10 protein-coding genes are annotated in these 14,001 nt (G+C 72.9%); all 10 read left to right on the top strand.

All coding sequences use genetic code 11. The features are described from left to right. Positions 1 to 342: 342 nt before the first annotated feature. The 10 genes from mraZ to murG all read left to right on the top strand — a co-directional run bounded on the left by mraZ (position 343) and on the right by murG (position 13,997). Complete coding sequence (mraZ, locus tag EMA17_RS19215; protein WP_126638302.1) at positions 343 to 783, top strand: division/cell wall cluster transcriptional repressor MraZ; 441 nt, start codon at positions 343 to 345, stop codon at positions 781 to 783. 281 nt (positions 784 to 1,064) lie between these two features. Continuing rightward, a complete protein-coding gene (rsmH, locus tag EMA17_RS19210; protein WP_126638301.1) occupies positions 1,065 to 2,018 on the top strand; it encodes a 16S rRNA (cytosine(1402)-N(4))-methyltransferase RsmH in 954 nt (317 codons plus the stop codon). Between the two features lie 25 nt (positions 2,019 to 2,043). After that, on the top strand, positions 2,044 to 2,640 hold the full coding sequence (gene ftsL / locus EMA17_RS19205) for a cell division protein FtsL (protein ID WP_174861395.1): 597 nt from the start codon (positions 2,044 to 2,046) through the stop codon (positions 2,638 to 2,640). A gap of 1,464 nt (positions 2,641 to 4,104) precedes the next feature. After that, entirely contained in the window at positions 4,105 to 5,868 is a 1,764-nt protein-coding gene (locus tag EMA17_RS19200) for a peptidoglycan D,D-transpeptidase FtsI family protein (protein ID WP_126638300.1), read from the top strand. 48 nt (positions 5,869 to 5,916) lie between these two features. Then, complete coding sequence (locus EMA17_RS19195) at positions 5,917 to 7,590, top strand: UDP-N-acetylmuramoyl-L-alanyl-D-glutamate--2,6-diaminopimelate ligase (protein ID WP_126638299.1); 1,674 nt, start codon at positions 5,917 to 5,919, stop codon at positions 7,588 to 7,590. Continuing rightward, entirely contained in the window at positions 7,587 to 9,008 is a 1,422-nt protein-coding gene (locus tag EMA17_RS19190) for a UDP-N-acetylmuramoyl-tripeptide--D-alanyl-D-alanine ligase (protein WP_126638298.1), read from the top strand. The genes EMA17_RS19195 and EMA17_RS19190 overlap by 4 nt, the downstream gene beginning before the upstream one ends. Further along, complete coding sequence (gene mraY / locus EMA17_RS19185; protein ID WP_126638297.1) at positions 9,005 to 10,063, top strand: phospho-N-acetylmuramoyl-pentapeptide-transferase; 1,059 nt, start codon at positions 9,005 to 9,007, stop codon at positions 10,061 to 10,063. Before EMA17_RS19190 ends, mraY begins: the two co-directional genes overlap by 4 nt. Positions 10,064 to 10,083: 20 nt before the next feature. Continuing rightward, positions 10,084 to 11,568, top strand: coding sequence for a UDP-N-acetylmuramoyl-L-alanine--D-glutamate ligase (gene murD / locus EMA17_RS19180; protein WP_126638542.1), 1,485 nt, complete (start codon positions 10,084 to 10,086; stop codon positions 11,566 to 11,568). Between the two features lie 9 nt (positions 11,569 to 11,577). Beyond that, positions 11,578 to 12,897: a putative lipid II flippase FtsW gene (ftsW, locus tag EMA17_RS19175; protein ID WP_126638296.1), complete on the top strand. Its 1,320-nt coding sequence runs from the start codon at positions 11,578 to 11,580 to the stop codon at positions 12,895 to 12,897. A gap of 5 nt (positions 12,898 to 12,902) precedes the next feature. Further along, the gene (gene murG / locus EMA17_RS19170) at positions 12,903 to 13,997 is read left to right on the top strand and encodes an undecaprenyldiphospho-muramoylpentapeptide beta-N-acetylglucosaminyltransferase (protein WP_078979537.1); all 1,095 of its coding nucleotides are present in this window, start codon (positions 12,903 to 12,905) and stop codon (positions 13,995 to 13,997) included. Positions 13,998 to 14,001 lie beyond the last annotated feature (4 nt).

Here is a 14,001-nt window from a genome sequence, read left to right as displayed (position 1 = left end):
AGACGTTAGCGACCGCGAACCCCATCCGCCTCGTGGGGGGAGTCACACCGCCCGACATGCGGATATTCATCACTTTTTTGCGTTATGAGTGCTAATCCCCGAATGGGAGATTCATACCGGGAGCCCAAGGGTGGAACGGCTGAAACCCGCGCCCGATGCGGGGGAGTGGCGTGCGGGGGGCGCGCAATCGGGTGGTTCTTCCCGGACACCCCTTCTGAACTGGGCTTTTGTCATCAGTGGGAACAGAGTGACGCGCCCGAAAAGGGTTGACCGTGGGGTTTGGTGGAGTAGAGTGGCGAGAAATGGAGCCCACAAGCTCCTGACGGCGGCCGGAGGTGCTCGGTGTTTCTGGGCACGTACGAGCCCCGGTTGGACGACAAGGGCCGGCTGATCCTGCCGGCGCGGTTCCGGGACGAGTTGGCGGAGGGCCTTGTGATCACAAAGGGGCAGGAACGCTGCCTCTATGTGTGGCCCATCGCGGAATTCACCCGGATCGCCGAGCAATTGGGCCGGGCTCCGGTGACCTCGAAGGCGGCGCGCGACTACATGCGCGTGCTCTACGCCGGGGCCTCCGACGCGGTGCCGGACAAGCAGGGGCGGGTGCTGGTGCCGCAACCCCTGCGCGACTACGCGGGTCTGGACCGGGACAGTCGGGACTGCGTCGTCATCGGGACCAACACCCGGGTCGAGTTGTGGGCGGCCGAGACCTGGCACGACTACCTCGCGGAGCAGGAGCGGTCCTTCGCCGTGTTGTCCGAGGAGGTGCTGCCCGGCCTGATCTGAGCCGATCCGAGCGCGGCGACGCGCCGCCTCTCCTCGAACTCCCCGAGTCGCATCCTCACGAACGTGGCCTCGCCCGGCGCACCTGCCGCGAGGTCTCCACCCGCTCCGAGCTTTCTGGCACTCCTTCCCCGGTGCCAGAGGTCACTTCCCCAGACGAGCGGGCGGGGACCTGGTGGCACGGTTCGCGGCATGTTCCGCGAGAAGGTTGCACCTCGGCCTCTAGACTGCGGGTTTCCGCACGACGAAGGGCCCGGAGTGAACGCGACGATGGTGGAGGGGCCGTGACGGCACCCGCCCACATTCCGGTCCTGTTGGAGCGGTGTGTCGACCTGTTGGCCCCCGCGCTGCGCGCCCCCGGAGCGGTCGTGGTGGACGCGACGCTCGGCATGGGCGGACACAGCGAGGCCCTGCTCACCGCCTTCCCCGAGGTGCGGCTGATCGGCCTCGACCGCGACCCCGAGGCGCTGGAGCGCTCCGCGGCCCGGCTCGCGGGTTTCGGCGAGCGGGCGACGCTGGTGCACGCGGTCTACGACGAACTGCCGGAGGTGCTGGACCGGCTCGGGATCGAGCGGATCGACGGCATCCTGTTCGACCTCGGCGTGTCCTCGCTGCAACTGGACCGGGCCGATCGCGGCTTCGCCTACGCGCAGGACGCGCCGCTCGACATGCGGATGGACCCCACCGTGGGCATCACCGCGGCCGACATCCTGAACGGCTACACCGCCGCGGAGTTGGCCCGGATCCTGCGCGACTTCGGCGAGGAGCGGTTCGCCCGCCGGGTGGCCGACGCGATCGTGCGCGAGCGGGAGAAGGAGCCGTTCACCACGAGCGCGCGGCTGGTCGACGTGGTGCGCACCGCGATCCCGGCCGCGACCCGGCGGACCGGCGGCAATCCCGCCAAGCGTACCTTCCAGGCCCTGCGGATCGAGGTCAACGGGGAACTCGCGGTGCTGGAGCGGGCGTTGCCGGCCGCCGTGCGGGCGCTCGCGGTGCACGGGCGGATCGTGGTGATGTCCTACCACTCGCTGGAGGACCGGATGACCAAGCGGGTGTTCGCGGCCGGAGCGCAGAGCAAGGCGCCGCCGGACCTGCCGGTGGTGCCGGAGGAGTTGCAACCGCGGTTCACGCTGCTCACGCGCGGTTCGGAGAAGGCGAGCGAGCGGGAGAACGAGGAGAACCCGCGTGCGGCGTCGGTGCGGTTGCGGGCCGCGGAGCGGGTGCGGGAAGACCGGTGAATCGACGCGGCGGACGGGGGAGCCGATGAGCGGCGCGGCGAAGACGATGACCCGGATCCGTCTGGCCGCGCGCCGGGCGAAGGGGACGACGCGCACGCCGTTCGTGGTGCTCGTGGTCGCCCTGCTCGGCGGCGGCCTGTTGTCCCTGCTGCTGCTGAACACCGCGCTCAACCAGGGCTCGTTCGAGGTGGGCCGGTTGCAAAAGCGCCAGGACCAGCTCACCGACGACCGCGAGGCGTTGCAGCGCGAGCTGGACGCCAAGGCGGCGCCCGGCGAACTCGCCCGGCGGGCCCAGGAGCTGGGGCTGGTTCCGGGGGGCAGTCCGGTCTTCATCGACCCCGCGACCGGACGGGTGCTCGGGGTGCCCAAGCCCGCCACGTCCAAGCCGCCGTTGGTTCCGGAGGCCCCGGCGACACCGGCCGGCGCGCCGCCGGCCGCCGCCACGGCACCGCCGCCCGCCGGTGGGGGGCCGGGCGCGCCGGTGGCCCAGGCCGGGGTCGACCCGGCCGGGACTCCGGCACCGGTGCCGCCGGCGGCACCCGCCGCCGAGACACCGGCGACCTCTGCCGCGCCCGTCGCCGAGACCCCGGCGGCCCCGGCCGCGCCGGAAGCGGCTCGTTGACCCGAGGCTCCGCCGATCGTGCCGCCCGCCCGGGCGCGCGGTCCACGGGCGGGCCGGGGCCGTGGGGTGCCGCGCGCCGCGAGAGGGCGGCGCGCTTCGACGTGTCGGGTCCGGGTGGCGGGCGGGTCGGTGGGGTCGGGTCGGGTTTCGCCCGGCGCCGCGCGTTCGTCCGCTCGTTGTACGGGTGTGCCGCCGGGTGCGGTGCGCTGTCGCGTTCGCCCCGCTGTCGTATTCGACCTGTTGTCACATTCGGCTTGCCGCCACATCGGCCTGCTGCCGCATTCGGTTTGAAGGGACCCCGCGTTGACCGACGGACGCCGTGACCCCCGTGATCCGCGTGATCCCGACGAGCCGCGTTCCGCCGGAAGGGGCCGCCGCGACGCCGGTGCCGACCCGGCCGGGTCCTCGGCGCGCCGACCCCGGCCGGCGGCGGACCGCACGGGCGCGCCGGACGCGCGGCGTCCCCGCCCGCGCGGTCAGGGCGACCCGGCCGCGCCGCGTGGTGCGGGCGCGCGCGACGGGGAGGGTGCGGAACCCCGCGCCCGGGCCGTTCGACCCGGGCGACCGCGCCGGCCGGGCGACGAGTCCGATTCGCCCGTGCGACGCACCGGGCGACCCGAGAGCCCCGACGCGTCCCGCTCGGGCCGTTCGCGTGCCGGTGAGGCCGGCTCCGGTGAGCGTTTGCCGCGCCCGGCCGGCGGCGGGTCCGGTGCGGGTGCGGGCCGGTCGGGCGCCGACGGCGCCGTGTCCGGGGAGCGCCCACGGCGTTCGCGGGCCGAGGACGCCGCCCGGGACGATTCGGGGCGTTCGCGGGCGGCCGGCGCGTCTTCCCGGGACGGCTCGGGCCGGTCGCGGGGCGATGGCGCCTCCCCCCGGGCTCGGAGCGCGGACGGGGTCGTGCGGCGGGGATCGGAGCGTGCTGGGGCCGACGACGGCGCTTCCCGGGCGGACTCCGGGCGTTCGCGGCGCGCGGACGGGTCGGCGCGTCGGGGGTCGGGGCGCGGCGAGAACGCGGTCCCGCGGGCCGACGTGGGGCGGGCGCGGGCCGAGGGTGCCCCGTCGGGCCGGCCGCGCGTGGACGGCGCGTCCTCCCGGACCGACGGGCGGGCGCGGGGCGCCTCTGCCCGGGCCGGGTCCGGGGAGGATCGTGGGCGGCTTCGGGCGTCGCGGGCGCGGGAGCGTGGTGGGGAGGAGAGCGGGCGGTCCGTGCGGCGGGCCGGGGACGCCGCCGCCACGCGAGACGAGCGTTCGGCCGCCCGACGCCCCCGGCCGGTGGACGGCTCGGGTGACCGGGCCCGGCCGGAGCGGTCGCGGCCGGTGCGCGCGGCCTCCGGCGAGGGTGCCGGGCGGCGGGTTCGGGAGGCCGCGCGGAACGAGCGGGCCGGGGCTTCGGGACGGGCGCGGCCGAGTGCCGCCCGGCCCGCCCACCCGCGCGCCACGCGCCGCCCCGTACGCCCCGCCCGGATGGGCGACCCGCGCAAGCGGCTGCGGATCGGGCTGATCGCGCTCGGCGTGGTGCTGACCCTGTTCGCCGGCCGACTGCTCCAACTCCAGGCCCTGGACGCGCCCGCGTACGCCGCGCAGGCCGCCGCCAAGCGCACCCAGACCGTCACCGTGCCCGCCGAGCGCGGCTCGCTCACCGACGCCTCCGGGGTGAGCCTGGCCAAGTCGGTGGACGCCTACGACGTCACCGCCGACCCCACCCAGGTGCAGAAGTACGACCCGCACGCCACCGCGCTGGCGCTGGCCCCGCTCGTGGCCGGCGACCCGGTGGCCATCGAGGCCAAACTGCGCACCCCCAAGTCCCGCTACGTCGTGCTCGCCCCGCAGGTGGATCCCGCCGTGTGGAACACCGTCCGGCAGGCGCAGAAGGACCTCGGCAAGGTGCGCCGCGACGACCTGGTCGGCATCTACTCGACCAAGCACAGCAAGCGGATCTACCCGGCCGGCCCGGTCGGCGCGAACCTGGTCGGCTTCGTCAACGCCACCGGGCACGGCGGCGGCGGCCTGGAGATGACCCTCGACGGCCAACTGGCGGGCAAGGACGGCCGCACCACGCAGGAGATGGTCTACGGCCGTCGGGTGCCCACCTCCGACCTCACCGGCACCCGGGCGGTGGCCGGCTCCGACGTGCAGCTGACCGTCTCGCGCGACCTCCAGTGGTACGCCGAGCAGTTGATCACCGCGAAGGTGGCCGAGACCAAGTCGGAGTCCGGCACCGTGGTGGTCCAGGACGTGCGCAGCGGCCAGATCCTGGCGATGGCCACCGCACCCGGCTACGACCCCAACCACATCGGCCCGAACGACGTGCACAACCTGGGCAACCGGGCGGTGGAGGAGGCGTACGAGCCGGGCAGCACCGGCAAGGTGATGACCATGGCCGCGGTGATCCAGGAGGGCCGGGCCACCCCGGGCACCCACGTGACCGTACCCAACCGGCTCGCCCGCGCCGACCAACTGTTCAAGGACGAGCACGACCACCCGACCCAGCAGCTCACCCTGGCCGGCGTCCTGGCCAAGTCCAGCAACATCGGCACCATCCTGGCCTCGGAACAGCTGGGCCCGGGCCGCGCCGAGGCCAACGCCAAGCTGCACGAGTACCTGACCCGGTTCGGCGTCGGGCAACCGTCGGGGCTGAAGTTCCCGGGCGAGACGCCGGGCATCCTGGCCCAGCCGCAGAAGTGGAGCGGGTCACAGCAGTACACCATCCCGTTCGGCCAGGGCCTGTCGGTCAACTCGGTCCAGGCCACCTCGGTGTTCCAGACCATCGCCAACGGCGGCGTGCGGATCGAGCCGAGCCTGGTCAAGGGCAGCACCGACGCGGACGGGAAGTTCAAGCCCACCGCCGCGCCCAAGTCCACCGTCGTGGTCAGCCCGGAGACCGCCCGTCAGGTGAGCGACATGCTGGAGACCGTGGTCGCCGACGACGGCGGCACCGGCAAGAACGGTCGCATCCCCGGCTACCGCGTCGCGGGCAAGACCGGCACGGCCAACCGGTTCGACCCCAAGACCGGCCACTACAACGGCTACACCACGTCCTTCATCGGCTTCGCCCCGGCGGACAACCCGCAGGTCGTGGTGTCGGTGACGCTCCAGGCGCCGGGCATCGACGGCGGTGGCGGCAGCCTGTGCGCGCCGGTGTTCCAGCAGGTGATGACGTTCGCCCTGCAGAGCCGTCGGATCGCCCCGAGCGGTACCGCGCCACTCGATCTCCCGATCGAGTGGTGATCGGTGCCGGCACCAGGCGACGGCCCAAAGCGCGGTAGCCTGCCCGCCGTGCCCAACCGTGATCTGCGCCGCCCCGCCGAGGTGCGCCCTCAACCGCTGACCGGCCTGGCCGGGTTTCTCGCCGTCCCGCTCACCGGGGGCCCGAGCGATCCGGAGGCGACGCTGACCGGCGTCACCCACGACTCGCGGGCCGTGCGCCCGGGCGATCTGTACGCGGGGTTGCAGGGCGAGCACGTACACGGCGCCGCGTTCGCCGCGCAGGCCGCGAAGGCGGGCGCGGCCGCGCTGCTCACCGACCCGGCGGGCGCGGCCCTGGCGGCCGACAGCGGTCTGCCCACCCTCGTGGTGGCCGATCCGCGCGGCCGACTGGGTGAGATCGCCGCCTGGGTGTACGGGCGGCCCGCCGAGCACCTGACCATGTACGGCGTCACCGGCACCAACGGCAAGACCACCACCGCCTACCTGCTCGACGGCGGGCTGCGCGCGGGTGGCGGCGTCACCGGGATGATCGGCACCGTCGAGACCCGGATCGGCGAGGAGGTGGTCCCCAGCGTGCGCACCACGCCGGAGGCCACCGACGTGCAGGCGCTGCTCGCGTCGATGCTGGAGAGCGGCGTCACCGACGCGGTGATGGAGGTCTCCAGCCACGCGCTCGCGCTCGGCCGGGTCGACGGCACCGTCTACGACGTGGCGCTGTTCACCAACCTGTCCCAGGACCACCTGGACTTCCACCCGTCGATGGAGGACTACTTCCGGACCAAGGCCGACCTGTTCACGCCGCGCCGCTCGCGGATCGGCGTGATCGACGTGGACGACGCGTACGGCCGCCGGCTCGCGAAGCTGGCGAGCGTGCCGGTGCTGACCGTGTCCGCGACCGGCGACCCGGACGCCGACTGGCGGGCCGAGAACGTCGAACTCGGCCCCGACGGCAGCCGCTTCACGGTGGTCGGGCCCGACGGGCACAAGGCCGAGGCCCGGGTGTGCCTGGCCGGCCCGTTCAACGTGTCCAACGCGCTGCTCGCGATCGTCGCGCTGACCGCCGGCGGCGTCTCGCTCGACGACGCGGTCGAGGGCGTGGGGCGCACGCCGGGGGTGCCCGGGCGGATGGAGCGGGTCGACGTCGGCCAACCGTTCGAGGCCGTGGTCGACTTCGCGCACACCCCGGACGCGGTCGAGACGCTGCTGCGCGCGCTGCGCCCGGTGACCTCCGGCGAGCTGACCATCGTGCTCGGCGCGGGCGGGGACCGGGACCGGGCCAAGCGCCCGCTGATGGCCTCGGCCGCCGCCCGGTTCGCCGACGTGGTCGTGCTCACCAGCGACAACCCGCGTTCGGAGGACCCGAACACGATCCTGGACGAGATGCTCGCCGGTCTCCGCGAGGCCGACGCCTCGCGGGGCGCGGTGCTGGTCGAGCCGGATCGGGTCGCGGCGATCGCGCTCGCGGTGGACCGGGCCGCGTCGGGCGACACCGTGGTGATCGCGGGCAAGGGACACGAGCAGGGCCAGGAGTTCGCGAACGGGATCAAACACCCCTTCGACGACCGCGTCGAACTGCGCGCGGCGTTGGCCAGAACCATGCACGCCGGCCCCGCGTCCCCCAAGCAGTCCACCGATGCGAGGATCGTGACTCCCGCACCATCAACGCACACCCCGACGTCCGAGACCCCGAACCCAGGCGTCCCGGCGACCGGCACCTCGTGTGCCGAGGAGACGAACCAGTGATTTCCACCACTCTTGCCGAGATCGCCACCGCTCTCGGAGGGCGGCCGGCGGGCGGCGCGGATCCGCACGCGCACATCACCGCCGGAATGGTCGTGGACTCCCGCAAGGTCGGCCCCGGCACGCTGTTCGTGGCCGTGCGCGGCGCGCACGTGGACGGGCACGACTACGCGCGCGCCGCGATCGAGGCCGGCGCGGTCGCGGTCCTCGCCGAGCGCGAGACCGGCACCCCGGCGATCCTCGTCGACGACGTGGTCCGGGCGCTCGGCCGACTCTCCCGGACGATCCTCGACCGGCGTCCCGAGACCGCGGTGATCGCGCTGACCGGCTCCTCCGGCAAGACGAGCACCAAGGACCTGCTCGGCCAGGTGCTCGCCCGCCGAGGCCCCACGATCGCCCCGAGCGGCAACTTCAACACCGACATCGGCCTGCCGATGACCGTCCTGGGGGTGACCGAGGAAACCCGCTACCTGGTCGCCGAGATGGGCGCGCGCCACGTCGGCGACATCGCCTACCTGTGCACGATCGCCCCGCCCCGGATCGGTCTGGTGCTCAACGTCGGCTCCGCGCACATGGGCGAGTTCGGCGGGCGCGAGGGCATCGCCAAGGCGAAGGGCGAACTGGTCGAGGCGCTGCCCGCCGACGGCGTGGCCGTGCTCAACCGGGACGATCCGTTGGTGCACGCGATGGCCGCGCGCACCAGGGCCCGCGTGGTCACCTTCGGCGAGAGCGCCGAGGCGGACGTACGGGCCGAGAACGTGACACTGGACGAGAGCGGACGGGCCTCGTTCACGCTGTGCGTGCCGGAGGGCAGTGCGCCGGTGATCTTGCGCCTGTACGGTGAGCACCACGTGGCGAACGCACTCGCGTGTGCCGCCGTGGCACGCGAAGTGGGCATGACCGTCGAGGAGATCGCGGCCGCCCTCGGCGCGGCCGGTACGATCTCCCGCTGGCGGATGGAAGTGACCCGCAGGGACGACGGTGTGACCGTCGTGAACGACGCGTACAACGCCAACCCCGAGTCGATGCGGGCCGCACTCAAGGCCCTGGTCGCGATGGCGGGCGGCAATCGTACGTTCGCCGTGCTGGGCGCCATGCGGGAGTTGGGCGAGGAGTCGCTGACCGAGCACGACGCGATCGGGCGACTCGCGGTACGCCTGAACATCCACCGACTGGTGGCCGTGGGCGGCAGGGAGGCCGCCTGGATCGACATGGGCGCGAAGAACGAGGGTTCGTGGGGTGAGGAGTCGGTGCTGGTGCCCGACGTAGAGGCGGCCGTCGAACTACTCCGGGGCGAACTGGCCCCGGGCGACGTCGTACTGGTGAAGGCGTCCCGAGGGGTCGCCCTGGAACGGCTCGCGGACGCGCTGTTGGCGGACGCCGCCGGGGACGACGTGAGCAACGCGGAGGTGCACGGGTGAGGGCCATCCTCATCGCCGGCGGCATCGCCCTGGTGTTGTCGCTGATCGGTACGCCGCTCGCGATCCGGATCCTGGTCAAGCGCGGCTACGGCCAGCTGATCCGGGACGACGGTCCGGCCGGACACCACAGCAAGCGCGGTACGCCCACCATGGGCGGCGCGGTGATCATCCTGGCCGCGCTCGTGGGCTACGGCGCCGCCAAGGCGATCACCCTGGAGACGCCGAGCGCGTCCGCGCTCCTGGTGCTGTACCTGATGGCGGGCCTGGGCCTGGTCGGCTTCGTCGACGACTTCATCAAGATCGTCAAGCAGCGCAGCCTGGGTCTGCGGGCCAAGGCCAAACTGGCCGGACAGTCGTTCGTGGGCATCTCGTTCGCGCTGCTCGCGATCCAGTTCAAGGACGCGCGCGGGTTCACCCCCGCGTCCACACACCTGTCCTTCGTGCAGGACACCGCGCTCGACCTGACGCCGGTGTTCTTCGTGATCTGGGCCTACATCCTGATCGCCGGTCACTCCAACGGCGTGAACCTCACCGACGGTCTGGACGGTCTGGCGACCGGCGCCTCGGTGATCGTGTTCGGCGCGTACACCTTCATCGGGGTCTGGCAGTACGGCCAGTCGTGCCTGAACGCGCCCGGCGTGGGCTGTTACGACGTGCGCGATCCGCTCGACCTGGCGATCGTGTCCGCGGCGATGATGGGCTCGTGTTTCGGCTTCCTGTGGTGGAACACCTCGCCGGCCAAGATCTTCATGGGCGACACCGGTTCGCTCGCCCTGGGCGGTGCGCTCGCCGGGTTGGCCATCCTGACCCGCACCGAGTTGTTGTCCGCGCTCATCGGCGGCCTGTTCCTGATCATCTCGCTGTCGGTGATCATCCAGGTGGGCTACTTCAAGATGACCGGCAAACGGGTGTTCAAAATGGCGCCGCTCCAGCACCATTTCGAACTCAAGGGGTGGACCGAAGTACTCATCGTGGTTCGGTTCTGGATCATCGCCGGCCTGTGCGCCATTCTCGGGATCGGCATCTTCTACGCGGGCTGGGTTACGGGAACGTAAGAGACGTGAGTACGAAAGACCTGAGCACCTTCACTCATCACGGTGCGCCGTGGGCCGAGTTGTCGTTCTGCGTCGCGGGCACCGGGGTCACCGGCGCGTCCGCGGTGCGGGCGCTGCACGGCCTCGGCGCCCGGGTCGTGGCGATCGACGGCAGCGCCGACGACAACGCGCGGCGCCGCGCCGAGGAGTTGGGCGCGCTCGGCGTCGACGTGCGGCTCGGCGACGACGAGACGCTGCCCGCGGGCGTCGACGTGCTGATCGCCTCGCCCGGACTGCAACCCACCAAGCCGCTGTTCGCGGCGGCGCGCGCGGCCGGCGTACCGGTGTGGGGCGACGTGGAGTTGGCGTGGCGGTTGCGGCCGCGCGTGGATCCCGCGCCCTGGTTGGCGATCACCGGCACCAACGGCAAGACCACGACGGTGCGGATGCTCGCCTCGATCCTGGAGGCATCCGGCAAGCGGGTCGCCGCCGCGGGCAACGTCGGCACGCCCGTGGTGGACGCGGTGCTGGCCCGCGACGGGGACGGCGAACCGGCGTACGACGTGCTGGCGCTGGAGTTGTCCAGCTTCCAGCTGCACTGGCTGCCGACCTGGGAGGAAAGCCCCAAGGACGACGCCGGCGCGCCGCGGATGCTGGCCGCGGCGGTGCTCAACATCGCGCCGGACCACCTGGACTGGCACGGCTCGCCCGAGGCGTACGCGGCGGACAAGGGCCGGATCTACGGCGGTTGCCAGATCGCCTGCGTGTACAACCTGGCCGACCCGCAGACCGAACAGCTCGTGCACGAGGCCGAGGTCGAGGAGGGCTGCCGCGCGGTGGGCTTCGGGCTCGGGCCGCCGGGCCTTTCGAACTTCGGGGTGGTCGACGACCTGCTGGCCGATCGCGCGTTCGTGGCCGACCGGCACAGCACCGCGGCGGAGCTGGCCACCGTGGGCGACGTGAACCCGCCCGCGCCGCACAACGTGGCCAACGCGCTGGCCGCCGCCGCGCTGGCCCGCGCCTACGGCGTGCCACCGGTGGCGGTGCGCGACGGGCTGCGCGCGTTCCGGCCCGACGCGCACCGCATCGCGCACGTGGCCACCGTGGCCGGCGTCGACTACGTGGACGACTCCAAGGCCACCAACGGACACGCCGCGGCGGCCTCGCTGGCCGCCTACCGGGACATCGTGTGGATCGCCGGTGGCCTGGCCAAGGGCGCGTCCTTCGACGACCTGGTCTCCGGCGCGAAGAACCGGCTGCGCGCGGTGGTGCTGATGGGTGCCGACCGCGCGGTGATCCGGGACGCGCTCGCGCGACACGCCCCCGATGTCCCCGTGGTGGAGGTGGCCGCGACCGACACTGGGGCCATGGAACTGGTCGTGGGCGAGGCGGCGGCGCTGGCGCGTCCGGGTGACACCGTGCTGCTCGCGCCCGCGTGCGCCTCGATGGACATGTACGCCAACTACGGCAAGCGCGGCGACGCGTTCGCCGACGCGGTCCGCGGGCTCGGGCCGGCGGCGGGCTGACCGGGCGCGATGTCCTCCGGTCGGCAGACTCGCGAGGCACGCCCCGCGGCCGCCGACGAGCGGCGGCCGCGGGGCGGCTCGCGGCTGCCCGCGCCGCGTCCGGCCGCCGAGGCGCGTCGGATCGGACCGTTCCGGCGGGAGTTGCGCCGGGCCATGGACAGCCCGCTGACCGCCTACTACCTGCTGCTCGGCTCCGGCCTGCTGCTCACCGTGCTCGGCCTGGTGATGGTGCTGTCCGCGTCGCAGATCACCTCGCGGACGATCTACGGTTCCTTCGACGAGATCTTCACCAAGCAGCTGATCGCGGTCGCGATGGGCTTCCCGCTGATGTGGATCGCGTCACGTCTGCCGCTGCGCTGGTACCGCCGGTTGGCCTATCCGTTCCTGCTCGGCTGCGTGGGCGCGCTGTGTCTGGTGCTGGTGCCCGGTCTGGGTATCGAGGTCAACGGCAACCGCAACTGGATCGGCTTCGGCTCGTTCCAGATCCAGCCCTCGGAGTTCGCCAAGCTGGGCCTGGTGTTGTGGGGGGCCGACGTGCTCACCCGCAAGCGCCGGTTGCTGGGCCAGTGGCGGCACATGTTCGTGCCGCTGCTGCCCGGCGCGCTGATCATCCTGTTTCTGGTGCTCCTCGGCGGCGACATGGGCACCGCGATGATCATCACCGTGCTGGTCCTGGCGCTGCTGTGGATCGCCGGCGCGCCGGGTCGGCTGTTCGCCATGGCGATCGCCGTGGTGAGCGTGCTGACCACCGTGCTGATCGTGCTCAAGCCGCACCGGGCCGCCCGGTTCGCGGGTTTCCTGGACCCGTTCTCCGACCCCGACGGCAGCACGTTGCAGGCCGCCCAGGGCATCTATTCGTTGGCCACCGGCGGTTGGTTCGGCAGTGGAATCGGGACCAGCTATGGCAAATGGGGCACTTTGCCCGAGGCGCACACAGACTTCATCTTCGCCGTCATCGGCGAGGAATTGGGTCTCGTGGGGACGCTGTCCGTACTCACCCTCTTCGCGGCCCTAGGCTATGCAGGTGTCCGCGTCGCGAGTCGGACGAAAGACCAGTTCGTACGGCTCGCCGCGGGTGGCGCGACCGCGTGGATCATGGCCCAGGTCATGATCAACGTCGGGGCGGTGCTCGGCCTGCTGCCGATCGCCGGAGTGCCGTTGCCATTGGTGTCCTACGGAGGTTCCGCCCTGCTTCCGACCATGTTCGCCGTGGGCATGCTGTTGTCCTTCGCCCGAGGTGAACCAAAGGCCGAGGCGGCGCTCGCCGCACGCGGGCCCGGGGCGGTTCGTCGAGCGTTCGCGCGGATCCTGCCGCGCAGGGATGGGTGAATCAGGTGCATGTCGTCCTTGCCGGCGGAGGAACCGCCGGGCACATCGAGCCCGCTCTGGCCTTGGCGGACGCGCTGCGCCGCCAGAACCCGAACGTGGGCATCACGGCGCTCGGCACGGCCAAGGGCCTGGAGACCAAGCTCGTTCCCGCTCGCGGCTACGAACTGGCGTTGATCCCGGCCGTGCCGTTGCCGCGCAAGCCCACGCCCGAGCTGATGACCGTGCCCGGCCGGCTGCGCGGCACGATCCGCGAGGCCGCGGCCGTGCTGGAGCGCACCCAGGCGTCCTGCCTGGTCGGCTTCGGCGGCTACGTCGCGCTGCCCGGCTACCTGGCGGCCAAACGCCAGGGCGTGCCGACCGTGGTGCACGAGGCCAACGCCCGTCCGGGCCTGGCCAACAAGATCGGTGCCCGCTACACCCGATTCGTCGCGGTGAGCACGCCGGACAGCAAGCTGCGCGGGGCCCGCTACATCGGCATCCCGCTGCGGCGCGCGATCGCCACCCTGGACCGCAACGCGCTGCGCGACGAGGCCCGGGCGATGTTCGGCCTGGACCCGATGCGGCCCACACTGCTCGTGTTCGGCGGCTCGCAGGGCGCCCGGCGGCTGAACGAGACGCTGGCCGCGACCGCCCGGCAACTGCTCGCCGAGGGGGTCCAGGTGCTGCACGCGGCCGGCCCCAACAACGAGCTGAAGATCGACTCGCCGCCCGGTGGACCGGCCTACGTCGTGGTGCCCTACCTCGACCGGATGGACCTGGCCTACGCGGCGGCCGACATGGTGCTGTGCCGGGCCGGCGCGATGACCTGCGCCGAGTTGGCCGCGGTCGGGCTGCCCGCGGCCTACGTACCGCTGCCCATCGGCAACGGCGAGCAGCGGCTGAACGCCCAGCCGGTGGTCAAGGCGGGCGGCGGCCTGCTGGTGGACGACGCCGACCTGACGCCCGACTGGATCCGCTCCTCGGTGCTGCCGGTGCTCACCGACGCGCGTCGCCTGCACGACATGGGCAAGGCCGCGGCCGAGTTCGGTCGGCGCGACGCCGACGAGGAACTGGTCCGGATGGTCCACGAGGCGATCGCCGCCGCGCGGTTGCCCCAGTAGCCGC

Origin of the sequence: Embleya hyalina (genome assembly GCF_003967355.1) — a bacterium.
Taxonomy (GTDB): Bacteria; Actinomycetota; Actinomycetes; order Streptomycetales; family Streptomycetaceae; genus Embleya; species Embleya hyalina.
Note: the sequence above shows the minus strand (reverse complement) of the source record. Positions and strands in the feature narration are given on the sequence as shown.

Bases quoted from the DNA above. Each gene is read 5' to 3' on its own strand.
- ftsL (WP_174861395.1), top strand. From the start codon at position 2,044: ATGAGCGGCGCGGCGAAGACGATGACCCGGATCCGTCTGGCCGCGCGC.
- EMA17_RS19200 (WP_126638300.1), top strand. From the start codon at position 4,105: ATGGGCGACCCGCGCAAGCGGCTGCGGATCGGGCTGATCGCGCTCGGC.
- ftsW (WP_126638296.1), top strand. From the start codon at position 11,578: ATGTCCTCCGGTCGGCAGACTCGCGAGGCACGCCCCGCGGCCGCCGAC.